Below are 23,775 nucleotides of genomic sequence, written 5' to 3' on the forward strand. Positions count from 1 at the left end.
TTAATTTGGGGTTTCATTTACTGGATATACGTCGTCTAAGACTAAACGTCACGTTTAGTCTTTTTTAATTAAAGATAGGTTGTGAACTTATGAAAAATTATGAAGTAGAGTTAGACGTCTTTCACGGACCACTCGATTTATTACTTCATCTTATTAAAGAGTTAGAAATTGATATTTATGATATACCGATGGCAGTTTTAACGGAACAATATATGAATTATATTAAGCAGATGACAGAGCTTGAAATTAACGTTGCGAGTGAATATTTAGTTATGGCGAGCGAGCTTTTAAGAATTAAAAGTAAGATGCTTTTACCTGAACCGCCACTTGAAGAATATACAGAAGATCCGCGTGAAGAGTTAATTTCACAATTGCTAGAGTATCAGAACTATAAAATGTATGCTGAGGAGTTAAAGCAACTAAAAGAAGCAGCTGAACAATTTTTAGTGAAAGCACCTCATGAATTTGAAGAAGTCGAAGTGAGTGATACATTTTCTATTTCCCTAGAAGAACTCATTACAGCTTATAACAAAGTAAGACAAAGAGTTGACGTTCAAAATACACACAGTTTTATTACGACAGAATCGTATACACATGAGGAAGCGACACTCTTTTTAAAAAAACGGTTTGAAAATCAGAATGAATTAACGTTAGAAGAAATGTTTTCGTCTGGCGTAAAACGATATCAAGTCGTTCAAATATTCCTAACGCTGTTAGAAGGTATTAGCCAAAGCACATTTAAGTTCGAAAAAAATAACGATGAATATACATTTATAAAATTAAAGGACGTAGCATAATGAGTGTAGAAAAAATTGATATCGTAGAAGCGATGCTTTATATCGCAGGAGACATTGGTGTGAAAGAGTCATCATTAATTAAAAATATCCCAATTACAAAAGATGAGTTAGAACAATCTGTAGAGTTATACAACAAACATAAAAAACACTTAAATATTCTCGTTCATGAAGACATTTATTATTTAAAAACGACTCCGATTGTTGAAGAATACATTCTAAAGTTATTAAAGGAACGTCCAAGTAATAAATTGTCAAACCAAGCTTTGGAAGTATTGTCTATCATTGCGTATAATCAACCAGTAGCAAGAGGTATGATTGAAGAGTTACGAGGTGTATCTCCAGACGGTCCAATTCAGACACTTTTAAATAAGAATTTGATTCAACGTGTATCCATTGAAAATGACCGCCGAACATTTTATAAGACGACACAGACATTTTTAGAGATTTTCGGTCTCGAGACAATTACAGATTTACCAAGTGCCGATGAAATTGAAGAAGATGAACATATCGAACTATTCTTTAATCAGTTAAAAGGAGAAAATGATGAGTAAAGTTAGATTAAACAAAAAAATTGCAGATGCAGGTATAACGTCCCGTCGTAAAGCAGAACAATTAATATTAGATGGTCAAGTAAAAGTAAACGATAAAGTATGTAAAGAACTTGCAACGTTCGTTACTGATAAAGACAAAGTAGAAGTTAATGGTATTCCAATTGAAAATGAAACGCCCATTTATATTCTTTACCATAAACCGACTGGAGAGGTGTCTACAGTAAGTGACGATAAAGATCGTCGTACGGTTGTAGACAAGTTCGACCACTTAAATACGCGCATATATCCAGTTGGTCGTCTAGATTACGATACTTCGGGAATTTTATTACTCACAAACGATGGAGAATTTACAAATTATATGACCCATCCACGTTATGAAGTAGAAAAAACGTACCGTGCAAAAATAAGTAGAAGTTTAACGGACAGAGAACTTAAAGAATTAGAAAACGGCATTATGTTAGAAGACGGTAAAACATCTAAAGCAATCGTTGAAGTAATTCGAGATAAAAAAGATATGGATATGATTGTACAATTAACAATTACTGAAGGTAGAAACCATCAAGTCCGTCGTATGTTTGAATACTTTGATGCAGAAGTAATTAAACTTAAGCGTATCGGATACGATTTCTTAACAATCGAAGGAGTTCCGACTGGTGAATATCGTTTCTTAACACCACATGAAGTTAAACAATTAGTCGGACATGCAAAAGCAGTTTTGAAGTAGTTTAATTGTCATAGTTCTGTCAAAAACAAGATACTATAAATGCTATAATATATATAAGATATTAAAGAGGGGGGAGCGTTCATTGAGTAGATCCGTACGTAATATCATACGTATAACGATTATTATCGGAATCGTTGTATTAACTGCTGTGACTCTGTGGTTCAATTTTTCATCGAAAAATCAATCGACAAAAGTCGGAGATACCGCTGTAGATTTTAAATTGAAAACAACAGAAGGTGAGGTCATACATCTATATGAACTCACTAAAGAAAAAGGAGTCATCATCAACTTCTGGGGTACATGGTGTAAACCATGTCGTGAAGAAATGCCACACTTAAGTGAAGCGAACGATTTAGGTGATGGTAGTGATTATGAGATTATTACAGTCAATGTTTCAGAAAACAAACAACAAATAAATCAATTCTTAAACAGCCTTGAAGAAGAAGTCAACTTAAGAATGGCTATGGATAGTGATCGTAGCGTAACTAAAGCTTATAACGTTGGACCTTTACCAACGACGATTGCTGTTGATAAAAATAATAAAATTGTTAAAAAACAAGAATATCAGTTAACTCAAGAAGACATACAAGATTTTATAAAAGCATTAAATGATAAAGGTGAATAATATGTCTAGCGAAAATGATTCAATCAAATGCCCGCACTGTGGACATGTCAATCCACCGGGTACTCAATTATGTCAGTCATGTGGATTACTGATTAATGAAGATTATGACAAAAAGAAAATTAAAGATGTCATGCGTTATGATGGAAGTGCAGTTCGTTCTAAAGTAAAATCGTCTTCTTTATTCGATAAAATATGGATATTTTTCACTTCCATTAGAAACGGTGTCATTATTATCGCGTTAATTGCTATCGCATCGGCAATCGGAACGATTCTACCACAAGAATACTTTATTCCTGTCGGTGTAAATGCAAGTGATTATTACTATGAAAACTATGGTTCGTTTGGAAAATTATATTATAGTTTAGGATTCCATAACTTATATTCTTCATGGTGGTTCTTACTATTAAATGCAATGCTCGCATTGTCTATTATTGCGGCAAGTATCGACCGTGGAGTACCATTATTTAAAACATTATATAATCAAGGGATTAAAAAACACCCTTCATACTACAAAAGACAAAGAATATACCTACATAATGAAGATGTAGCAAATGATGATGTTGATCAGTTAATTAGTGAATTTAAAAAGAAAAAATATAATATTCGCAAAGAAGATAACTCGTACCTCCTTGAAAAGGGGCGTTTGTCTCGTTATGGTCCGTACATTAATCATACTGGATTAATTATATTATTAATCGGAAGTATGCTTCGCTTCTTCCCTGGAATGTATTTAGATGAACTTGTCTATGCACCTGAAGGAGAGACGGTACAACTTCCAGGTACAGGTGGTCAATATTATATTCGTAACGACAAATTTATTATTGACACGTACGATAAGGATTCAGGATCAGTGTTCGATAAATCTTTAAGTACGCAAGGTGAACTTGCAAGTAACTATCAAACAAACATTACGTTTTATGAAAATGACTCTGCAGATATCGTAGGTTCAGAACCTGATTTAAAAGAAATCGATCAAGCTGAAATAAAAGTAAACCATCCGTTTATACATGACAGTTATCACTTATACCAGTCGAGCTTTGATATGTCTGCAATGAAGTCGATGACGTTTGAACTTCAAGATAAAGAAGGGAATGTATTATCCGAGCCGTTTGAGATTGTCTTTAAAGATTACTTGGATACGTACAAAGTTAAAGGTAAAGATGGAAATGACTTTGAAGTCCAACTTAGGTCGTTTGCACCAGACTATGCTGGAGTTGGTAATAACGGAACGTTAATTTCTAACACACCTGTTCCACGAAATCCTGCATTCTTATTTGAAGTTAATGACAGTGAAGGTAGCGAGGAGTATTCTCTCATTCAAATACAGAATACAACAGATATTTCCAAAGATAATAAATACAGTATTAAATTTGTATCGATGGAAAACGAAGTTGTTAGTGTATTAACACTTAAGAAAGATAAAACGATGTTCTTAATCGGTGCAGGTTTTGTTATTTTCTTAATCGGTGTGTTTATCGGTTCATATGTTAACCATAGACGTATATGGATTAATACTGATAATGGTCTTACACTTGCAGCACATACGAATCGTAACTACTACAGTATTACAAAAGAGATTAATGAAGCACTCGATAAGTATAATTTAGGCTATGTAGAAGATAGCGACTCAAAAGTTCATAACGAACGAATGAAAGGATAATGGTTATGACCGATCATCTACTATTAAAAATAAGTAACATCTCAATTTATATAGGATTTATTTTATTACTTATATCACTCGTACCACTTGGTATGAGTATTAGCTCTAAAAGATCAGCGCGTTACGCGAATATAGCAGTTTGGATTGTTACTCTTGCATTTGTACTAGAGCTTGCATATTTTGTGTTTAGATGGCTTGCAACTGGACATGCGCCAGTATCAAACCTTTTTGAATTTATTGCAATGTTCTCTATCATGCTAATTTTTGGATACTTAGTAACGTATCACTACTATAAGACGAAAGTTTTTGGATTATTTGCGATTCCTATTTCGTTATTATTACTTGGATATGGTGCGTTATTCTCAACAGATGTTGCACCACTTATTCCAGCGTTACAAAGTAACTGGCTTGCAATTCACGTAATAACAGTAACGATTTCATACGGGATATTATCGATGAGTGCTGTTGCGGGATTCATTTATTTACTAAAAATTATTCCGGAGAATGAAAAGTCTTGGAGATCATTTTCTCTAGAAGCAATTACGTATTTTATAATCGTCATTTTGACATATACGTTAATGATGGTTCTTATGCGCGGTGTCGTGAAATACGAAGCAGACTTCTTCTACGTTGATCAGCAAGGGAATGAATCCGTTGTAACGTATAATTTACCAAGCTTAATTAACTATAAAGACTCAATTCCAGTTGAGCATTTAGGAAATAATGAATATGACCGCACAGAACACTTTACAACAGGTATTGAAGTGCCACCGATCATTAAAGCTCATTCATTAAATACGGTGATTTGGTCTCTTGGTGTCGGTTTAATTGTTTATGGTTTATTACGACTCATTTTAAGAAGACGTATTTACACATTACTTAAACCAGTTGCAAATAAAGCCGACTTAAACTTAATGGACGACATTGGATATCGTTCAGTAATAATCGGTTTCCCATTATTTGCATTAGGTGGTATTTTCTTCGCAGCAATTTGGGCACAAGCAGCTTGGAGTAGATTCTGGGGCTGGGACCCGAAAGAAACATGGGCGTTTATTACGTTTATGTTCTATACAATTTTCTTACACTTACGTATTAATAGAGGGTACGAAGGTGAAAAATCAGCGTGGTTAGCCGTTGCAGGATTTTTCTTAATCTTATTCAACTTAGTCGCAATTAACTTAATTGTCGCTGGCTTACATTCATACGCTTAAAGAGGTGACGAAATGTCGAAACGTAAAGTATTGGTTGTAGATGATGAAGAAAGAATTCGTAAACTTGTCATCTTATATTTAGAAGCAGATGATTATGAAATTACAGAAGCAGATAATGGTGACGATGCTTTAGAACTTGCACTGAATGAAGACTTTGATTTAATTATTTTAGATGTAATGATGCCTGGAAAAGATGGGTTTGAAGTGACGAGACAGCTAAGAATGCATAAGTCAACACCGATTCTCTTATTAACTGCTAAAGGTGAAGAAAATGACGTATTAGAAGGTTTTGAAGCAGGTGCTGATGATTACGTTAAAAAGCCATTCTCTCCACGTGAAGTGTTACAGAGAACTAAAGCTATTTTAAAACGTTCATCACAAACTGCGTATATGAAATTCGATTCATCAAGTCGCGACATTATCGTCTATGAGCATCTAGAAATTGATAACGACGCACACAAAGTAACTGTAGATGGACAATATGTAAATTTAACGCCGAAAGAGTACGAGTTATTACTATTTTTAGCTGAAAATCCTGACAAAGTATTCGATCGTAAAGAACTGTTAAAAGAGGTTTGGAATTATGAGTTTTACGGTGATTTACGAACAGTCGATACACATATTAAACGTTTGAGAGAGAAGTTAAATGATGTATCTGTCGATGCAAGTTTAATGATTCAAACTGTTTGGGGCGTCGGATATAAATTCGTGGTTACAGAATGACGATTAAAAATAGTTTAGTTGTAAAACTGTGGTTTACTATCATCATGATAGTAACCGCAGTTTTAATTATATTGTCCATTAGTTTAGCTTTTTACTTTAGAAACTACGCTCTAAATAGTAGCGATCAAAAACTATTAAACGATTTAGAGCGTATAGAACAAGAAATACTCAGTCAACACGAACCTGTCATTGAATCTACAAAAGTAATTACTGAAGAGAACTTAATCATTTACCAAGACGGTCAATTTGTATCGAGTAATACAGAGACAGACCGATCTGTGTTTAACTACATTTTAAATAGTGAAGGCCTACAAGAGGATACTTTTTTCGTTAAAGATGAAGAAAACATCGATTACATGGTAAAAGTGCTTAATATGACGCAGTACTATGATACAGATACAATGCTTATAAAATACTCGGATATGTCACCGATTTATAAATCGATACGTGATATTACGATGATCATATCAGTGAGTGCTTTTGTATTATTTATCGTTACGACGTTATTTGCTTTTATTTTAATCCAAAGAATTACTGATCCATTAATTGATTTGAGAAATGCTTCGTTAAAAATGGCAAGTGGAAAATTCCAAAAATTAGAAGTTAAAAATTTTGATGAAATCGGAGAATTGACACTTGCATTTAATAAGATGAGTGAAGATATTAAAGGAAATATCGATAACCTCGAGTATGAGAAAAACTTGAGAGAATCAATATTCACATCAATTTCTGATGGTATAGTATTTTTTGATGAATCAAACAGTCAAATTTACCGAAATAAAGAAGGTAATACATGGTTCAAAGAGATTTCACAGCATGAAAGCTTAATAGAAAAAATTAACGAATGTATTATTCGCTGTCGGGAAAACTTTGAATCTTATTCGATTACTGAAGAGCTAGATACAGATACGTATATTGAAATTTTCTTTACACCTGTGAATTATGCAGAGTCAAAAACAGGTGTTACGATGACTATCCGTAACGTGTCGCATGAGAAGAAACTAGAGACGATGCGCGCACAGTTTATATCGAGTGTATCTCATGAGTTAAAAACTCCAATGGTTATGGTCACTGGTTATACTGAGGCATTACTAGATGAAATTGTCACTGATCCAAAAGAAGTAAAGAATATGTTAAGTATTATTAAAGAAGAATCTGACCGTATGAATCACTTAATCAACGAGTTAATTGAAATTAATAAGTTAGAAACTGAATCGGGATTATTTAATATTAAAGTAAATGATTTAAACGTGTTGATGGCTGATTTACAGAAGCGATTTGATTATGAAATGAAGAAAAATCAGTTGAACTTTAGAGTTAAAAATAGGCTAAATAATTCTCTCGTTCCTTTTGACTATGATAAAATGTACCAAGTGTTTACGAATTTAATCGATAATTCAATTAGATATACTTCAGACGGAGATACTATCTCAATAAACATTGACGAAACGAACACTCATGTAGTGATTACATTATCTGATACAGGTATTGGTATGAAAGCTTCAACGCTAAATCGTATATTTGAACGTTTCTATAAAGAAGATAAAGCAAGAACCAGAGGTAAACAAGGTACAGGTCTTGGACTTAGTATCGTAAAAAGTATTATTAATGGCCATAAAGGAACAATTACGGTTGATAGCGAGTACGAAAAAGGCACGACATTTATTATGACGTTAAGTAAAGGAGAACAACTATGAACCAGTCACAGATTTACAAAATAATTATGATTAGTATTTTATCAGCGATTTCTTTTATACTCATGCTGATAAGCGTACCACTACCATTCTTTCCACCATTTTTAAAGTTTGATATTGCAGATATTCCTGCCTATATAGGATTTATACTATTCGGTGGTGGAGTCGGAGTTTTAATTATAGTTATAAAAATTATCATATATGGTTTTCTCGTTTCCAGTGAACCAATCGGTCCGATAGCGAATTTACTCGCATCACTTAGTTACTTAATTCCGATATATATTATCTATGTTAAAAGTAAAACGAGCAAAAGTTTAATAACGGGAATTGTCGTCGGTACACTATTCATGACGTTCGTGTTATCGATACTTAATTACTTTATCTTATTACCATTATATGGAATGATTTTAGATCAGCGTGCAGTGTTTGAAAACGTAAAAACACTTGTAACAGTAGGTATCATTCCATTTAACATCGTAAAAGGTATTTTACTCGGTGTAGTCATCTATATCGTTCACACAAAATTAATTCCAATACTGAAAAAGCAAAAAGAAAAGAGTACTCTGTAAAACTGATGTGCTACCCTAAAGTTGGATTTTAGTGTCCAACTTTAGGGGTGCAGCTCATTAAAAACAGAGTACTCTTTTTTATTCAAACTTTAACGGATCTCCGTCGAACGGTTCATCGGCTACTTTTATGGAATCTGTCGGACACCCTAGATACGCCATCTCAAGGTCACCAAGGAGTTCTTCAGGAACAGGTGTTATACCTTCATTGTTATCGAGTATGGAGTACGAAATCCCGTCATCGTCATAATCGAAAATATCCGGCGCTGATGCTCCACATGCTCCACAAGCAATACAAGTGTCCTGGTCAGAAATAGTATATTTAATCGTCACATTGTCACCTCTTAATAACACTATATTAAGGTGTTTATTTCTTCTTTTCAACCAATTGCTTTTCAAAAATTCCTCGCTTTCGAATTCCCTTTAAAAGTATAGGAAAAAAGACTATAATAAAAGTACTAATGTATGTAGGGTAGGAATGTATTATGAAAGATGATTTTTATAAAGATATACAGCATAAACGTACTGATACAAATAAAGATGAACGAACAAGACGTCGATCTAGAAAAAATAAAGTAGACGAACAGTTCAGCCGTAGCGCGAAGTATAATCGTGAAGAAAATAAAACTGTAAAAAATGAAAATAAAAAAGAAAACAAACCTAAAAAAGATGACGATAAGTCTGTAATTGCTGCAATTTTAGCATCCTTCAAGAGTGCTTCATCGAAATATGGTGATCAGTTTTCTAAAGAGATGCAGCAATCAAAATCAAAGTTAAAAGATTTTAAAAACAAACATTTAAACACTCAATCAATTAAAAACAATAAAAATAAAAAGTCTCTACTCGTTTTACTCGCACTTTTAATTCCGTTAACTCTCGTTTTAGGTGTAATGATTGTCTCTAACTTTTGGCCTTCAGGTGACGGTATAGATGAACAATCTGTTGCAAGCGATAAAAAAGAAGAGAACACGAGACAAATTGACAAAGAATTTGAAAGTAAAAAAGCTGAATTAGAAAAGCAGTTTGCAAAAAACAAAGATAGTAACTCTAATAAAAAGAGTAAAGATAATAAAGACGGTGAAGAAGTCGCTTCAAACAAAGATGGTAATCTGCCAGCGAAATACTCTGAAGAACAAATCGCAAGTCTTGAAAAGCTTGGTCAATCAGTCATCTCGTCTAAGAAAGAATCTGACGTAAAGAAGGCCGAACAAAAAGCAGCTGAAGAAAGAGAACGTGAACGCCAAGCTGAAGAGGCTAAAAAGAAAGAAGAAGAAGAGAAAAAAGTCGGAGCGACACACGTTGTTACTGCGCAAGATAACTTATACCGAATTGCACTTAAATATTACGGAGCTGGTACAGAAGAAAACATCCAGAAAATAAGAAGCGCGAACGGTATTTCAGGAAACAACTTAACAGTTGGTCAAGAACTCATTATTCCATAAGAAAAGGTGTCATGAATGTCAAAAATTAATATAACAATTGATGGTCCTGCTGCCGCTGGTAAAAGTACCATCGCAAAAATTGTTGCGAACCATTTAAATTATAAATATTTAGATACCGGTGCAATGTACCGAGCGGTTACTTTATATTCTCTGAATCTAAGTGAATCACTTACGGAATCAAATATTACAGACGCTAAAATAAATTTTAATGAATCTGGAGATGTATTTTTAAACGATACGAACGTTACGAAAGATATTCGTAATAGTGAAGTAACAAATAAAGTAAGTTCTATTGCTTCGATCGATTTTGTACGTGATTATCTCGTTGATATGCAACGTGAAATAGCAGCAGATAAAGGTATTGTAATGGACGGTAGAGATATCGGTACTGTTGTAATTCCAGATGCTGAGTTAAAAATTTATTTAACAGCGAGTCCTGAAATTCGTGCAAAACGTCGACTTATTGAAGAAGAAGCTCGTGGAAATAATATTACATTAGATAATTTAATTAAAGAAATCATCGCACGTGATGAAAGTGATATGAACCGCGAACATTCACCTTTAAAAAAAGCAGACAGTGCAATAGAGATTAATACTGATAATATGACGATTGACGAAGTTGCATCGGCAATTTTAAATTATGCACGCGAAAGGATTAACGACAATGTTTTATAAAATTATGAAAGTATTTGTGACGTTATATTACCGAGTCCGTCATAAAATCACAGTCATCGGTGAAAACAACATTCCAAAAGAAGGTCCAGTTTTACTCGCTGCAAATCACAAATCATTACACGATCCACCAGCAATTGGTATTTCCGTAAAACGTGAGATGTCATTTTTTGCAAAATCTGAGCTGTTTAAAAACAAATTATTCGGAGCAGCAATCCGTAATTTAAATGCAATACCTGTCAATAGAGGTAAAGGAGATCGTGCGGCATTAAAAACGTCGATCGAGGCATTAAAAGAGGGGCGTATGCTTTTAATGTTTCCTGAAGGGACACGTAACAAAGATAAAAAGGATGAGTTAAGACCTCTTCAAGAAGGTGCAAGCTTTATCGCAATGAGTGCAAAAGCGCCGATTGTGCCAGTTGCTGTACGTGGAAATTATGATGATAAAAATGGCGTAACGATTATATTCGGTCAACCAATATATACAGATGAGTTAAGGAAAGATGGATTAAAGAGAAAAGATATTACGAAAATTTTAGAAAATAATCTAAATAATTTGTTAAATGGACCTTTACACCTTGACAAATAGCTAGATTTATAGGAACTTAATAGTATTAAGCGTTTTAAAATTGGAGGATAACGGTATGACAAACGAAGAAAAATTTGAAGAAAACTTAGAAGTTGAAAACATAGAAACTGTTGAGTCTAAATACAACGAAGGCGACGTTGTAACTGGTAAAGTTTCTAAAGTTGAAGAAAAATTTGTAGAAGTTGAACTTGAAGACGGTACGACTGGAGTCGTTCCAATTAGTCAATTAACTTCAAAACGAATTGATACAACAGATGAGATTGTAAGTCTTGATGATGAGCTTACAGCTAAAGTAATTAAAATCGAAGATGAGTCAACAGTAGTTGTTTCTGTACGTCAATATGAGACAGAAGAAGCATACAATGACTTAAAATCAAAAAAAGATAACGATGAAACAATTCAAGCAGAAGTAATTGAGGTTGTTCCTGCTGGATTAGTTGTTGACGTCGGTGCACGTGGTTTCATCCCGGCATCACTTATTTCAACACAATTCGTTGAAGACCTTACTCAATTTGATGGTCAAACTCTAGACGTTAAAGTTGAAGACGTTGATCCAGAAAATAACCGTATTATTTTAAACAGACGCGTTTTAGAAGAAGCAGCTGAAAAAGAAGAATTACTTAAAAACTTCGATTCACTTGAAGAAGGTGAAGTCGTTGAAGGTGAAGTTGTTCGTACAACAAACTTCGGTGCTTTCGTTAATGTTAATGGGGTAGATGGTCTCGTACACATCTCAGAAATTGACTACAACAGAGTAGATAGCGTTGAAGATGCTGTTTCAATCGGTGACACGGTCAACGTTAAAATTCTTTCAGTAGACAAAGATAACGAAAGAGTATCACTTTCAATTAAACAAGCTGGAGACAGTCCGTTCGATAAATTCTTCAACGATCATAAAGTCGGTGACGTCGTAAAAGGAACTGTTAAACGCCTAGTAGACTTCGGTGCTTTCGTAGAAGTGGCTGAAGGTGTAGAGGGGCTTGTACACGTATCAGAAATTTCATATGATCATGTTGAACACCCACAAGACGTATTAAAAGCAGAAGAAGAAGTCGATGTTAAAATTATCGGATTCAACGAAGAAGACGAAAAAACATCACTTTCAATTAAAGCAACAAAAGAAAAACCACAACGTTCAGTTCAACAAAAAGATAAAACAGTTTATAAAGACGAAGAAGACGATGCACCTACATTAAGAGATATTTTAGGTGATAAACTTAAAGATTTAGGTCTTTAATCTTACGTAAAAGAGCGAGGGAACTCGCTCTTTATTTTTTTATAGAATAAAATTAGAGTTATGATAAAATATAAGAGAAATGAGGGAAGTTGAATGATACCTACAGTAGCAGTCGTGGGACGACCGAACGTTGGAAAATCCACGTTATTTAACAGAATTATTGGAGAAAGAAAATCAATTGTAGAAGATACTCCAGGCGTTACAAGAGACCGAATATACGCTACAGGAGATTGGCTCGGTCATGAATTTAATATCATAGATACTGGTGGAATTGAACTCGATGACAACTTATTCCAAAATGAAATTTCAGTACAAGCAGAAATTGCAATTAATGAAGCTGATGTAATAGTAATGGTAGTAAATGGACGTGAAGGTGTTACAAATGATGATGTTCACGTTGCAAATATTTTACATCGTTCAAAAAAACCTGTCGTATTAATGGTCAATAAAATCGATTCTTACGAAATGCGTTCAGAAATATATCAGTTTTATGAATTAGGTCTAGGCGACCCTTATCCAGTATCTGGTTCTCATGGTTTAGGATTAGGTGATGTTCTAGATAAAGTCATTGAAAACTTTAGTACATTAAACTATGAAGTGGATGAAGATGACTCAATTAAAGTTTCTTTAATTGGACGACCGAACGTTGGTAAATCTAGTTTAGTCAACGCAATACTCGGTGAAGATCGTGTCATTGTTTCGAATATTGCTGGGACGACTCGAGATGCTATCGATACAAAACTTGAAAAAGACGGGTTTAACTATACATTTGTCGATACAGCGGGTATTCGTAAACGAGGAAAAGTGTACGAAAACACAGAAAAATATTCGGTATTACGAGCTAACGTTGCGATTGAACGAAGCGACGTAGTTTTACTCGTTTTAAACGGCGAAGAAGGTATTCGAGAACAAGATAAACGCATTGCAGGAATTGCACATGAAGCAGGAAGAGCAATTGTTATTGTCGTTAACAAATGGGACGCCGTTGAAAAAGATACACAAACGATGCGTAAATTCGAACTAAAGATTAGAGATCAATTTAGATTTTTAGATTATGCACCAATTGCATTCGTTTCAGCGAAAACTAAAAGTCGTGTGCATACGTTATTCCCACTTATTCATACAGTCGATAATGCACATAAGCAACGCGTTCAATCGAGTGCGTTAAACGAAGTGCTAGTAGATAGTGTTGCAATGAATCCTACACCGACAGATAAGACAGGAAAACGATTAAATATTTTCTACGGGACTCAAGTCAGCGTCGCACCACCGACGTTTGTAGTTTTTGTAAACGATCCAGAGCTCATGCATTTTAGTTATAAGCGATACTTAGAAAATCGTTTAAGAGAAGCTTTTGACTTTACAGGAACACCAATTCATATCATTACACGTCGTCGAAATTAATATAGGAGAGAGTTTTATGAATATAACAATTATAGGGACAGGTAGTTTTGGTACAAGTCTTTCAATGATACTCGATTCTAACAATCATCATGTACTAATGTACGGCAGAAATAAAAGTACTGTTCAAGAAATCAACAAAGATCATACGAACAAAAACTATTTAAAAGATATTACGCTAAGTGAGACAATTAAAGCGACAGATGATCTTAAAGATGCTATTAAGCATGGTGATATATTAATACTCGCAGTTCCAGTAAAAGCAGTCCGAACTGTAAGTAAACAAATTAACGATTATTTAAATGAATTAGATAAACAAGTGTTAATATGTCACGTTGCTAAAGGATTAGAACTAGGTACTCATAAACGTGTGTCTGAAATTATCATTGAAGAAATTGACGAAAAAAATTATATAGACGTCGCAATTTTAAGTGGACCATCACACGCAGAGGAAATCGCATTAAAACAACCGACAACAGTAAGTACAGCCTCAATAAATAAAACAGGTCAAAAGCAAATTCAAGATGTATTTATAAATAAATACTTTAGAGTGTATGAAAACAATGACTTAATTGGCGTGGAAGTAGGCGGTGCGCTTAAAAATATTATCGCCCTTGGAATTGGTATTTTAGATGGTCTAGGATTTGGAGATAATACAAAATCTGCTGTTATTACGCGAGGTCTTCATGAGATCGCAAGACTCGGTACTAAAATGGGTGCGAATCCTTTAACTTTTATGGGATTAACAGGTGTCGGTGACTTAATTGTAACAGCGATGAGTGAACATTCTAGAAACTTCAGATGTGGGAAGATGCTCGCTAGTGGACAGTCACTCGACGATATTGTTGAAAATATGGGAATGGTCGTCGAAGGTGTTAACACGACAAAAGCAGCATACGAGCTTGCAAAAATTCACGACGTCGATATGCCGATTACGAATGTATTGTACGAATATTTATTTGAATCAATCTCTGAGACAGATGCTTTAATCTCTTTAATGATGAGAGAAAGAAAGTCTGAAACGGAAGGTTTATTAGAAATTATGAGAAATCATTTAGAAGCGGAGAAATAAAATGTTTGATATATCTAGAATGGATTTAATGTGGGTGTCGTTTTATTCGATGGGTGCGATGGCACTTGCGGCACTCTTAATATATATCGCACGTTATAAAATGCCATATCGTTTCGTAAGTATTATCATGTCAATTATTGCATGGTTACTTCTAATATTTGCATTTATAACAATGATACTCGTATTAGGAGGCAGTAACCATGCGTAACGCATTAAAACTATTCGTTTTATTATCAGTTTCACTCTTACTAAGTGCTTGTATGTATCCACAGAGTGAGCGTGATAAAAATGCACAGCCAAAAGAATCACAAATTAAAATGGTCGAGAACGCAGTCAAACAATTCCAAGAAGATAACGATGGATTATTACCATTTAAAACAACTGAAAATCATCTAGAAAATAGAGAGTATTTACAATACCAAGTAGACTTTAACAAATTAGTTCCGGACTATATTAGTGATATTCCACCGACAGCGTTTGAAAATGGTGGACATTATCAATATGTCATTATCGATGAAGATACAGACCCTAAAGTAAAAATCGCAGATTTAAGAATTACGAACACAATTCGCTCGTTAACGACTCGTTTAAACGTACTTAGTGATCATGTTAAATTAGGTGATATGGTCGGTCCAAACGTTTATATGTTAGATTTAGACCATTATCATCTCGATCAAAATCCAACAGTTACGAGCCCATATACAGGTAATTCATTAAACGTATATTTTAATGGTGGAGAAGAATTTTTAGTTGATTATCGTGAAGATGTGCAACATATCATTGATGACCAAGAATTATCGTTTAAACCTGGCGAAGACGTACGCCACGTCTTATATGAACATACACCTGTCGTACCGATTTACAGTCCAGAATTAACCGTCGATGAAAACAATAATGTTATCTTTATGACGAGCAAAATAAAAAAAGAAGCAAATAAATAATAATATACTAAAGAATGCTGAAATATGTTGAAGTGACGGCATTCCTGTGGTAAAGTCAAAACATAATGATTAATCATTATATAGAATCTAGGAGGTCATTTAATTATGAACAAGACTGATTTAATTAACGCAGTAAGCGACAAAGCTGATCTTACTAAAAAAGATGCAGGTGCTGCTGTAGACGCAGTTTTCGAAGCAATCCAAGGATCACTAACTAAAGGTGAAAAAGTTCAATTAATCGGATTCGGTACTTTCGAAGTACGTGAGCGTGCTGCACGTAAAGGACGTAACCCACAAACTGGTGAAGAAATTGAAATTGCAGCATCTAAAGTACCAGCTTTCAAAGCAGGTAAAGCTCTTAAAGACGCAGTAAAATAAGAATTTTAATAGACCTAACTGATGTTAGGTCTATTCATTTATAAGGGTGATTTTTTTGTTGGCGTTAAGTGAAATTATGACTTATTTTGATGATGACATTCAAAACAAATATACAAATTTTGTAAATGAACTAACTGATGATACATATTATTTATTTAAAGATAAAGAAATGATTGAAGCTGTTATAAAATTTAATATCGCATTACTTCTACTCGATGAAGAGCCTAACAAAGATTCAGTCGAAACACATATTTTATACAATGATTTATTAATGACAGAGTTTTACAGTGCGATGGCAGATAAAGGTCATTACAAAATACTATCTGATATAGTAGTGCTAACAAAACAATCAATCTCAAAAAAATCAAAATGTTATGAAATGAATCAAATATTATCGTTTAAAAATAAAAAAGAGTTATTGTTTACGCCGATTGATTATTTAATTTCAAATGGATATATCAGTAACACTATAGATAAAACGATTGAAGCATTTTTAGATGATGGTGAAAATAATGAAAGATAATAAAATACAAAATATATTTAACACAATTTCAAAAGATTACGACCAAATGAATGACATTATAAGTTTTAAACAACATGATGTATGGCGTAAAAAGACGATGTCTGAAATTTTTCTTCACGATGATGATAATGTATTAGATCTATGTTGTGGAACTGGTGACTGGACAATTCAACTTGCTGAAAGTAATCCTAATGTAAATGTAATTGGATTAGACTTCAGTGAAAACATGCTAAAAGTTGCAGAGAGTAAAGTGAAACATCTTCAAAATGTAGAGTTACTTCAAGGTGATGCAATGGATTTACCGTTTGAAGATAATTCGTTTGATTTGATTACGATTGGTTTTGGTTTAAGAAATTTACCAGATTATAAACAAGCGCTTATTGAAGTGGCTAGAGTCCTAAAACCAGGCGGTCATTTCGTTATTCTAGAAACATCTAATCCGAATAACAAAGTCGTTGCGACATTATTTAACATATATTTCGGTAAAATCATGCCATTATTTGGAAAAATCTTTGCGAAAAGTGGCGAAGAGTACAAATGGCTCTATGAGTCAACGAGAGATTTTCTATCAAAAGAAGAGTTAAAAGATTTAATGGATTCAACTGGGTTTACAAATATAAAAATAGTCCCTCATAACATGGGTATGGCTGCAACCCATTTAGCATATAAACCGATTGATTATGACAAAACCGTTTAAATCTTTTATAAAGCCTGATTTAAAGAAAATAGAGGCGTATATTAAAAAGAATCTAGACCCAGGAACTTCTATAGTAAACGATGAAAGTTTTAATTTATACGTCACAGGCGGTAAAAAGCTTAGACCATCACTTGCACTTCTCGTTGGTAAATTAGGGGACAAAGATAAATATAATGATTTAATTAAAACTGCAGCGAGTTTAGAACTAATTCATATGGCAAGCTTAGTTCATGATGATATTATCGATGACTCAGAGACGAGAAGAAAACGTAAGACTACGTTTTATAAACATGGTTACTTTCAAGCAGTTAATACAGGTAACTTTTTAATTTCCAGTGCGATAGAAGCAGTGTCTCACATAGAACATCAAGAGTTTCACGACACATATGCTCTTGCGATGCGTCAAATTGTAGAGGGAGAGCTATTCCAATTCGATACTCAGTTTGACGATATGCAGACAATAGATAATTATTTAGATAAAATTTATAAAAAGACAGCGTTACTCATCGTATTAAGTATTAAACTTGGAGCATTTGCTACCAATGTTGATCGAAAAGTACTTAAATCTTTGATTGAATACGGATATAACGTTGGAATGAGTTTTCAAATTATAGATGACTATTTAGATTTTACAGCTAGTGAAAAAATCCTTGGTAAACCTAAATTTTCAGATTTAAAAAATGGTCATTATACATTACCTGTACTATTACTCAGAAATAAAGATAGCACATTTAGATCAATGTTAAAAAAGTATAGTAAGCATAGAGCAAACAGTGAAGAATTATCCAAATATATATTAGAATCTAATGCGATTCAAGAGTCAAAAGCAATAAGTAATAAATATTTAGATGACGCATTACAAAATGTGACGGATATTGAGTCACCAATTAAAGAATATTTAGTTGAAGTAGTAGAAAAACTGAGAGACAGATTAAATTAAAGTGACATTTATTACTCATAAATGATATGATATACAGAGACTAGTTAAAGGAGATTATGTCAAATGGAAAGAACATTTTTAATGATTAAACCAGACGGCGTTCAAAGAAACCTTATTGGACCAATCGTTGAGCGTTTAGAAAACAAAGGGTTTAAAATTGTAGGTGCAAAATTAATGCAAGTATCAGATGAGCTTGCTAAAACTCACTACGGTGAACACAGCGAAAAGCCATTCTTCGGTGAGTTAGTAGACTTCATTACTTCAGGACCAGTATTCGCAATGGTTTTAGAAGGTGAAAACATCATCAGTACTGCTCGCTTAGTTGTTGGTGCTACAAACCCTCAAGAAGCAGCTCCAGGAACAATCCGCGGAGACTTTGGTTTAACAGTTGGTAAAAATATTATTCACGGTTCAGACTCACCTGAAAGTGCTGAGCGTGAAATTAATCTTTTCTTTGATGAATCAGAGCTTATCGATTATAGCTTAATCAATAAAGATTGGATCTATTAATGATAACAAGGCTGAGTATAACTACTCAGCTTTTTATTTTATATAAATAAGAGGTGGATTCAATGAGATTTTTAACAGCAGGTGAATCTCATGGTAAAAAAGTGACGGCGATTGTTGAAGGATTTCCTTCAAATGTTCCGATCAATAAAGAACGTATGACTAAGGAATTATTCATGCGTCAAGGTGGATACGGTCGAGGTCGGCGTATGCAAATAGAGAAAGACACATTTGAATTTGGTAGTGGCGTAAGACATGGCTATACGTTAGGCAGTCCCGTTCAAATGGAAGTGAATAACGATGATTTCAAACAATGGGTAAACGTGATGCAGTCTGAACCGATTACAGATGAACAAATTAAAAAGATGAGAAGAGTGATTAAAGAACCAAGACCTGGTCATGCTGATTTAGTCGGTGGAATGAAATATAATCACAGAGACTTAAGAAACGTACTCGAACGTTCATCAGCAAGAGAAACGACAGCACGTGTACTCGTTGGAGCACTCTGTAAAGAGTTATTGCACGCTTTAAATATTGAAATGACAAGTCGTGTCGTTCAAATAGGTACAGTTATAGATGACGGCACATATACGTTTGATGAAATTAAAAATAATAAAGAATCATCTTCTGTTCGAATGGTTTCGGATGACAAAACTAAAGAAGCTGAATTGTTAATCGATCAAACAAAAGCAGCTGGAGATACGCTCGGTGGAGTTGTAGAAGTCATCGTTAAAAATCCGATTGTTGGACTTGGTTCACACGTACATTACGATACAAAGCTCGATGGCAAAATTGCACAGTCTATCGTTAGCATTAACGCATTTAAGGGTGTAGAATTTGGAATGGGATTCAAGATGGCTAACTATCCAGGCAGTCAAGTCCATGATGAAATTCTATATAATCCTAACGATGGATTTACGAGACGAACAAACAATTTAGGTGGTTTTGAAGGTGGAATGACAACAGGTATGCCTGTTGTCGTACGCGGAGTAATGAAGCCAATACCAACACTTTATAAACCATTAATGAGTGTCAATATCGACACGAAAGAACCATTTAAGGCGACGATTGAACGTAGTGATCCAACTGCTGTTCCGGCAGCGAGTATCGTCGCAGAACATATGGTTGCAATCGAGATTACAAAAGCGATATTGGATAAGTTTGGTAGCGATGATTTCTCAGATATTCAAGAAAATATAAAAAAATATAATCAGCGTTTAGAGGAATACTAATGGACATTAAAACGACTTATAATGATGACAATTATACGATTCATGTCGGTCATAATATTTATGACACACTTATTCATGATTACACAAAAGACTATAAAGATGTCTATTATATTATCGATGAATATGTATATGAATTATATGAAACTAAATTTTCACAGCTTAATCATGTAATAAAAGCACCGAGAGGTGAAGCTTTTAAGCATATTAATCCCGTTATGAATACAATTGATTCACTATTAGATTTAAATATAAAAAGAAATAGTTTAATCGTCGTTATCGGTGGTGGCGCGACAGGGGATGCGGGTGCGTTTTTATCAAGTATTATACTTCGTGGTGTCGATTATATACACGTTCCAACTACACTTCTTAGTCACGACTCATCTGTCGGTGGTAAAACCGCAATTAACCGTCCACATGGAAAAAATTTAGTCGGCACATTTTATCGTCCAAAAGCAGTTATTTTTGATTTAAACTTTTTAAAGACGTTAGATGACGAAGAAATACTCAGTGGATTCGGAGAAGTCATTAAACATGCAATGTTAAATGATCAAATTACTGTAGAAAATTTAATGCATCAAAATAGACCTTGTATACACATAGAACAACTAGAGCCATTTATTATTACTGGTATTAAAACAAAACTTAGATATGTCACAGAAGATGAAACGGAATCTAACGTCCGTAAAGCATTAAATTTAGGACATACATTAGGTCATGCATTAGAATATGAATATCAAGTAAAGCACGGACATGCGGTAGTCTTAGGTTTATTATTTATGCTTTATGTTTCAAATGAGCGACTAAATAAATCATTCAATTTACAAAAATATGTCGAATATTTTAAATCAGTTGGTTATGACGTGTCTTATTTAAACGAACTCAATATTCCGAGTTTAATTGAACGGATGTCACACGATAAAAAGAATAATGAAACTGACAAAATTCAATTCGTTTTACTTGAAGCATTCGGTACACCAAAGTTTGATAATATATGTATCGATGAATTAACACATTATTTAAAAGAATTTCAGGAGATTATATGATCGATAAATATAAAAAGAGATTTCGAGGCACGATAGAAGTACCTGGAGATAAATCAATTACGCACCGTGCAGTTATATTAGGGAGTTTAAGTAAAGGTACGACGACAATATATCGTCCGTTAATTAGTGATGATATTTTAATGACAATCGATTGTATGAAACAGCTCGGTGTATCAATTGAATTAATAGATGAGAAAATCGTTATAAAAAGTAATGGTGTGGAGTCACTAAGAGAACCTAGCACCATACTATATACCGGAAACAGCGGTACAACAACAAGACTTTTAACAGGGGTTATTGCGGGTTTAAACTTCAATGCAACTATTAATGGTGACGAAACGATACAAAAACGTCCGATGCAGCGTATAAAGACACCACTTGAGCTAATGGGCGCTTCTATAGAACTTACACGTGAAAATTTTCCTCCAATTAATATTAAAAGAAAATCTCTAAACGGTATTACGTATCATATGCCAATCGCAAGTGCTCAAGTAAAAAGTGCAATTATATTTGCAGCGTTAGGAGCAAAAGGTCCAACGAGGATCATTGAAAAAGATATTTCTAGAGATCATACTGAACGTATGTTAGAAGATTTTGGAGCGAATATTCATACTGATGGTAATACGATTACCGTACACCCTGGCTATAATTTATTAGGAAAAGAGGTTGACGTTCCTGGTGATATTTCAAGTGCTGCATTTTTAATGGTTCTTGCAGCAATTATTCCTGGAAGTGATATAACTATAGAAAACGTATCTCTAAATAAAACTAGAGATGGCATTATTACTGTTTTTAAAATGATTGGTGCAGATATTGAAGTTTTAGAAAGAAATAACGCCGGTGAACCGTATGGAGATATCCGCGTAAAATATAAGGAAAATCTAAAACCGTTTATTATAGACGGGCCATTAATTCCAAAGCTAATCGATGAAATTCCAATTCTTACAGTCCTCGGACTCTTTACGAATGGTAAAAGTATAATACGGGATGCACACGAATTACGAGTTAAAGAAACTGATCGCATATTAGCGGTCACACGTGAACTAGAAAAATTCGGTGCAGATTTTAATATTTATGATGATGGATTTGAAATATTAGAGAACCAAAACTTACAAAAAGCAAATGAAGAATTAAAAAGTTATAGCGATCACCGAATCATTATGATGCTAATCATTATGACAATAAAAATGAATCAACGACTCAATATCGATGATACGACTCATTTAAACGTGTCGTACCCAAATATATTAAAAGATATTGAATCACTGGAAATAGAGGTGGACTATGAATAATACAATTACGAAGGCAATTGATGAGTTAAAAACAGGAACGTATAATCAAGCGACGATTGAAGCGGTTGTTAATCATCTTAATGATTATACAGAAGAAGATGAAGAACTCCTTTTTGTCTTAGGAGATTTATTAGATTCAATTGGTGAAAAAAATTATGCACTAACAATTTTTAAATATCTATATGAGTCTAATGAACACGATGATAATATACTTTCCTATCTCATTGATATTTATATTACAAATGGCGACATAGATAATGCCTTACTTCTTTTAAATGAGGCAAAAGAAACACCGACTGTGTTATTTTTAAAAGCAGAAGTATTTCAACAAATGCATTTAAACGATGTCGCATTAAAGCATTTAATGAAAGCTCGTTCTTTAAGTAATGACGCAATTATAGATTTTGCAATTGCTGAATTATATTATTATGAAGGTAATTTAACAGAAGCAATTTATTACTATAAAAACACGTTAAAGACAGTTGACCGTATCAACAATATTAACATTAATTTAAGACTTGCTAACATTTATAGTAATTTAATGGAGTCAGAAATGGCATTAAGTTATTTCAATGAAGTAGAGGACCATGAACTAGAAAATGATGACTATTTCTTAAAAGGTCTCGTTCACTTCCAGCTAGAACAATATAATGAAGCTGAGAAAATGTTAGATAACGTTATAAAAAATGAACCGTACTATACGAACGCATATATTTTACTTATGAAGATTAAAGAAAAAGAGTACGATTTTGAAGGTGCGACTGAGCTATTAAAAGATTACGTCGTCATCGATGATCTAAATCCGCTAATGTTTTACCATCTCGGTCGTTTAAGCTTAAAGCTCGGTTCTTTAGAAGATGCTAAAGGTTATTTTAAGCGTGCAACTGAATTAGATATTGAGTATGAAGATGCACTATTAAAATTATTCCAAAGTATATTAGAGTCCGATACGACTGATGAAATTAACGATTATATAAAACATTTAGATATTAAAGAATTATCACCTGAAGCACTTCATTTACTTGGAACGATTGAAGCGCGAAATGAAAATGATGAAAATGCAATGCAATATTTTGAAGAAGCTGCTAAGTTTTTAAAAGATAAGCTTGAATTTTTATCAGATTATTATTCTTATCTAAGCGAAATTAGAGATGAACGACGAGTAGATATCTTACAACAGTTGATTGCACTGGAACCATCAAATCCAGAATGGCAGTTAGAGTTAGAACGTATACAAGATGATATCGATCATTTTTAG

27 protein-coding genes are annotated in these 23,775 nt (G+C 33.7%); 26 read left to right on the forward strand and 1 reads right to left on the reverse strand.

Annotation, left to right across the window (positions count from 1 at the left end):
* Positions 1-89 precede the first annotated feature (89 nt).
* The 9 genes from HMPREF3177_RS01450 to HMPREF3177_RS01490 all read left to right on the forward strand — a co-directional run bounded on the left by HMPREF3177_RS01450 (position 90) and on the right by HMPREF3177_RS01490 (position 8,554).
* Positions 90-797: a segregation and condensation protein A gene (locus HMPREF3177_RS01450; RefSeq protein WP_068128390.1), complete on the forward strand. Its 708-nt coding sequence runs from the start codon at positions 90-92 to the stop codon at positions 795-797.
* Positions 797-1,348, forward strand: a complete 552-nt coding sequence (gene scpB, locus HMPREF3177_RS01455) for an SMC-Scp complex subunit ScpB (RefSeq protein ID WP_070456497.1) — start codon at positions 797-799, stop codon at positions 1,346-1,348. The genes HMPREF3177_RS01450 and scpB overlap by 1 nt, the downstream gene beginning before the upstream one ends.
* A complete protein-coding gene (locus tag HMPREF3177_RS01460) occupies positions 1,341-2,072 on the forward strand; it encodes a pseudouridine synthase (RefSeq protein ID WP_070456499.1) in 732 nt (243 codons plus the stop codon). The genes scpB and HMPREF3177_RS01460 overlap by 8 nt, the downstream gene beginning before the upstream one ends.
* Before the next feature lie 82 nt (positions 2,073-2,154).
* The gene (locus tag HMPREF3177_RS01465) at positions 2,155-2,697 is read left to right on the forward strand and encodes a redoxin domain-containing protein (RefSeq protein WP_070456501.1); all 543 of its coding nucleotides are present in this window, start codon (positions 2,155-2,157) and stop codon (positions 2,695-2,697) included.
* A 1-nt stretch (position 2,698) separates the two neighbouring features.
* A complete protein-coding gene (locus tag HMPREF3177_RS01470) occupies positions 2,699-4,357 on the forward strand; it encodes a cytochrome c biogenesis protein ResB (protein WP_070456503.1) in 1,659 nt (552 codons plus the stop codon).
* Positions 4,358-4,362: 5 nt separating this feature from the next.
* Positions 4,363-5,568, forward strand: a complete 1,206-nt coding sequence (gene ccsB, locus HMPREF3177_RS01475) for a c-type cytochrome biogenesis protein CcsB (RefSeq protein ID WP_070456505.1) — start codon at positions 4,363-4,365, stop codon at positions 5,566-5,568.
* 12 nt (positions 5,569-5,580) lie between these two features.
* Positions 5,581-6,291: a response regulator transcription factor gene (locus HMPREF3177_RS01480; RefSeq protein WP_068128401.1), complete on the forward strand. Its 711-nt coding sequence runs from the start codon at positions 5,581-5,583 to the stop codon at positions 6,289-6,291.
* A 44-nt stretch (positions 6,292-6,335) separates the two neighbouring features.
* Positions 6,336-7,988: an ATP-binding protein gene (locus HMPREF3177_RS01485; RefSeq protein WP_168161296.1), complete on the forward strand. Its 1,653-nt coding sequence runs from the start codon at positions 6,336-6,338 to the stop codon at positions 7,986-7,988.
* Positions 7,985-8,554, forward strand: coding sequence for an ECF transporter S component (locus HMPREF3177_RS01490; RefSeq protein ID WP_068128407.1), 570 nt, complete (start codon positions 7,985-7,987; stop codon positions 8,552-8,554). The genes HMPREF3177_RS01485 and HMPREF3177_RS01490 overlap by 4 nt, the downstream gene beginning before the upstream one ends.
* Positions 8,555-8,632: 78 nt before the next feature.
* On the opposite strand, the gene HMPREF3177_RS01495 is transcribed toward HMPREF3177_RS01490, so the two are convergent.
* Complete coding sequence (locus HMPREF3177_RS01495; RefSeq protein WP_102167314.1) at positions 8,633-8,884, reverse strand: ferredoxin; 252 nt, start codon at positions 8,882-8,884, stop codon at positions 8,633-8,635.
* A 152-nt stretch (positions 8,885-9,036) separates the two neighbouring features.
* Here HMPREF3177_RS01495 and HMPREF3177_RS01500 point away from each other — a divergent pair, with 152 nt between their 5' ends.
* From HMPREF3177_RS01500 to HMPREF3177_RS01580, 17 genes are all read left to right on the forward strand, one after another.
* A complete protein-coding gene (locus HMPREF3177_RS01500; protein WP_070456509.1) occupies positions 9,037-9,993 on the forward strand; it encodes a LysM peptidoglycan-binding domain-containing protein in 957 nt (318 codons plus the stop codon).
* Positions 9,994-10,008: 15 nt separating this feature from the next.
* Positions 10,009-10,668, forward strand: a complete 660-nt coding sequence (cmk, locus tag HMPREF3177_RS01505; RefSeq protein ID WP_070456511.1) for a (d)CMP kinase — start codon at positions 10,009-10,011, stop codon at positions 10,666-10,668.
* Positions 10,658-11,254, forward strand: coding sequence for a lysophospholipid acyltransferase family protein (locus HMPREF3177_RS01510; protein ID WP_068128413.1), 597 nt, complete (start codon positions 10,658-10,660; stop codon positions 11,252-11,254). The genes cmk and HMPREF3177_RS01510 overlap by 11 nt, the downstream gene beginning before the upstream one ends.
* 55 nt (positions 11,255-11,309) lie before the next feature.
* Positions 11,310-12,491, forward strand: a complete 1,182-nt coding sequence (gene rpsA, locus HMPREF3177_RS01515) for a 30S ribosomal protein S1 (RefSeq protein ID WP_068128415.1) — start codon at positions 11,310-11,312, stop codon at positions 12,489-12,491.
* A 93-nt stretch (positions 12,492-12,584) separates the two neighbouring features.
* Positions 12,585-13,895 carry a ribosome biogenesis GTPase Der gene (gene der, locus HMPREF3177_RS01520; RefSeq protein ID WP_070456513.1) on the forward strand — a complete coding sequence of 437 codons (1,311 nt, stop codon included), beginning with the start codon at positions 12,585-12,587 and terminating at the stop codon, positions 13,893-13,895.
* Positions 13,896-13,911: 16 nt separating this feature from the next.
* Positions 13,912-14,964, forward strand: a complete 1,053-nt coding sequence (locus HMPREF3177_RS01525) for an NAD(P)H-dependent glycerol-3-phosphate dehydrogenase (RefSeq protein ID WP_070456515.1) — start codon at positions 13,912-13,914, stop codon at positions 14,962-14,964.
* Position 14,965: 1 nt separating this feature from the next.
* On the forward strand, positions 14,966-15,172 hold the full coding sequence (locus tag HMPREF3177_RS01530; protein WP_083286818.1) for a DUF2768 domain-containing protein: 207 nt from the start codon (positions 14,966-14,968) through the stop codon (positions 15,170-15,172).
* Positions 15,165-15,905 (forward strand): hypothetical protein, encoded by a 741-nt coding sequence (locus HMPREF3177_RS01535; protein ID WP_070456517.1) that lies wholly within the window; start codon positions 15,165-15,167, stop codon positions 15,903-15,905. The genes HMPREF3177_RS01530 and HMPREF3177_RS01535 overlap by 8 nt, the downstream gene beginning before the upstream one ends.
* Before the next feature lie 105 nt (positions 15,906-16,010).
* Positions 16,011-16,283, forward strand: a complete 273-nt coding sequence (locus tag HMPREF3177_RS01540) for an HU family DNA-binding protein (protein WP_040928142.1) — start codon at positions 16,011-16,013, stop codon at positions 16,281-16,283.
* A 58-nt stretch (positions 16,284-16,341) separates the two neighbouring features.
* On the forward strand, positions 16,342-16,806 hold the full coding sequence (locus HMPREF3177_RS01545) for a hypothetical protein (protein ID WP_070456519.1): 465 nt from the start codon (positions 16,342-16,344) through the stop codon (positions 16,804-16,806).
* The gene (locus tag HMPREF3177_RS01550; RefSeq protein WP_068128425.1) at positions 16,796-17,503 is read left to right on the forward strand and encodes a demethylmenaquinone methyltransferase; all 708 of its coding nucleotides are present in this window, start codon (positions 16,796-16,798) and stop codon (positions 17,501-17,503) included. The genes HMPREF3177_RS01545 and HMPREF3177_RS01550 overlap by 11 nt, the downstream gene beginning before the upstream one ends.
* Positions 17,487-18,443, forward strand: coding sequence for a polyprenyl synthetase family protein (locus tag HMPREF3177_RS01555; protein ID WP_068128503.1), 957 nt, complete (start codon positions 17,487-17,489; stop codon positions 18,441-18,443). The genes HMPREF3177_RS01550 and HMPREF3177_RS01555 overlap by 17 nt, the downstream gene beginning before the upstream one ends.
* A 63-nt stretch (positions 18,444-18,506) precedes the next feature.
* Complete coding sequence (gene ndk, locus HMPREF3177_RS01560) at positions 18,507-18,953, forward strand: nucleoside-diphosphate kinase (RefSeq protein ID WP_068128426.1); 447 nt, start codon at positions 18,507-18,509, stop codon at positions 18,951-18,953.
* 62 nt (positions 18,954-19,015) lie between these two features.
* Positions 19,016-20,182, forward strand: a complete 1,167-nt coding sequence (aroC, locus tag HMPREF3177_RS01565) for a chorismate synthase (RefSeq protein ID WP_070456521.1) — start codon at positions 19,016-19,018, stop codon at positions 20,180-20,182.
* Positions 20,182-21,225, forward strand: coding sequence for a 3-dehydroquinate synthase (aroB, locus tag HMPREF3177_RS01570; RefSeq protein WP_070456523.1), 1,044 nt, complete (start codon positions 20,182-20,184; stop codon positions 21,223-21,225). Before aroC ends, aroB begins: the two co-directional genes overlap by 1 nt.
* Positions 21,222-22,517: a 3-phosphoshikimate 1-carboxyvinyltransferase gene (aroA, locus tag HMPREF3177_RS01575; RefSeq protein ID WP_083286819.1), complete on the forward strand. Its 1,296-nt coding sequence runs from the start codon at positions 21,222-21,224 to the stop codon at positions 22,515-22,517. Before aroB ends, aroA begins: the two co-directional genes overlap by 4 nt.
* Positions 22,510-23,775, forward strand: a complete 1,266-nt coding sequence (locus HMPREF3177_RS01580; RefSeq protein WP_070456526.1) for a tetratricopeptide repeat protein — start codon at positions 22,510-22,512, stop codon at positions 23,773-23,775. The genes aroA and HMPREF3177_RS01580 overlap by 8 nt, the downstream gene beginning before the upstream one ends.

Origin of the sequence: Nosocomiicoccus sp. HMSC09A07 (assembly GCF_001808485.1) — a bacterium.
GTDB lineage: Bacteria > Bacillota > Bacilli > Staphylococcales > Salinicoccaceae > Nosocomiicoccus > Nosocomiicoccus ampullae_A.

Excerpts from the sequence above, each read along its gene's own strand:
- HMPREF3177_RS01450 (WP_068128390.1), top strand. The coding sequence starts at position 90 with ATGAAAAATTATGAAGTAGAGTTAGACGTCTTTCACGGACCACTCGAT.
- scpB (WP_070456497.1), top strand. The coding sequence starts at position 797 with ATGAGTGTAGAAAAAATTGATATCGTAGAAGCGATGCTTTATATCGCA.
- HMPREF3177_RS01460 (WP_070456499.1), top strand. The coding sequence starts at position 1,341 with ATGAGTAAAGTTAGATTAAACAAAAAAATTGCAGATGCAGGTATAACG.
- HMPREF3177_RS01470 (WP_070456503.1), top strand. The coding sequence starts at position 2,699 with ATGTCTAGCGAAAATGATTCAATCAAATGCCCGCACTGTGGACATGTC.
- ccsB (WP_070456505.1), top strand. The coding sequence starts at position 4,363 with ATGACCGATCATCTACTATTAAAAATAAGTAACATCTCAATTTATATA.
- HMPREF3177_RS01480 (WP_068128401.1), top strand. The coding sequence starts at position 5,581 with ATGTCGAAACGTAAAGTATTGGTTGTAGATGATGAAGAAAGAATTCGT.
- HMPREF3177_RS01485 (WP_168161296.1), top strand. The coding sequence starts at position 6,336 with ATGATAGTAACCGCAGTTTTAATTATATTGTCCATTAGTTTAGCTTTT.
- HMPREF3177_RS01490 (WP_068128407.1), top strand. The coding sequence starts at position 7,985 with ATGAACCAGTCACAGATTTACAAAATAATTATGATTAGTATTTTATCA.
- HMPREF3177_RS01500 (WP_070456509.1), top strand. The coding sequence starts at position 9,037 with ATGAAAGATGATTTTTATAAAGATATACAGCATAAACGTACTGATACA.
- cmk (WP_070456511.1), top strand. The coding sequence starts at position 10,009 with ATGTCAAAAATTAATATAACAATTGATGGTCCTGCTGCCGCTGGTAAA.
- HMPREF3177_RS01510 (WP_068128413.1), top strand. The coding sequence starts at position 10,658 with ATGTTTTATAAAATTATGAAAGTATTTGTGACGTTATATTACCGAGTC.
- rpsA (WP_068128415.1), top strand. The coding sequence starts at position 11,310 with ATGACAAACGAAGAAAAATTTGAAGAAAACTTAGAAGTTGAAAACATA.
- der (WP_070456513.1), top strand. The coding sequence starts at position 12,585 with ATGATACCTACAGTAGCAGTCGTGGGACGACCGAACGTTGGAAAATCC.
- HMPREF3177_RS01525 (WP_070456515.1), top strand. The coding sequence starts at position 13,912 with ATGAATATAACAATTATAGGGACAGGTAGTTTTGGTACAAGTCTTTCA.
- HMPREF3177_RS01530 (WP_083286818.1), top strand. The coding sequence starts at position 14,966 with ATGTTTGATATATCTAGAATGGATTTAATGTGGGTGTCGTTTTATTCG.
- HMPREF3177_RS01535 (WP_070456517.1), top strand. The coding sequence starts at position 15,165 with ATGCGTAACGCATTAAAACTATTCGTTTTATTATCAGTTTCACTCTTA.
- HMPREF3177_RS01540 (WP_040928142.1), top strand. The coding sequence starts at position 16,011 with ATGAACAAGACTGATTTAATTAACGCAGTAAGCGACAAAGCTGATCTT.
- HMPREF3177_RS01550 (WP_068128425.1), top strand. The coding sequence starts at position 16,796 with ATGAAAGATAATAAAATACAAAATATATTTAACACAATTTCAAAAGAT.
- HMPREF3177_RS01555 (WP_068128503.1), top strand. The coding sequence starts at position 17,487 with ATGACAAAACCGTTTAAATCTTTTATAAAGCCTGATTTAAAGAAAATA.
- ndk (WP_068128426.1), top strand. The coding sequence starts at position 18,507 with ATGGAAAGAACATTTTTAATGATTAAACCAGACGGCGTTCAAAGAAAC.
- aroC (WP_070456521.1), top strand. The coding sequence starts at position 19,016 with ATGAGATTTTTAACAGCAGGTGAATCTCATGGTAAAAAAGTGACGGCG.
- aroB (WP_070456523.1), top strand. The coding sequence starts at position 20,182 with ATGGACATTAAAACGACTTATAATGATGACAATTATACGATTCATGTC.
- aroA (WP_083286819.1), top strand. The coding sequence starts at position 21,222 with ATGATCGATAAATATAAAAAGAGATTTCGAGGCACGATAGAAGTACCT.
- HMPREF3177_RS01580 (WP_070456526.1), top strand. The coding sequence starts at position 22,510 with ATGAATAATACAATTACGAAGGCAATTGATGAGTTAAAAACAGGAACG.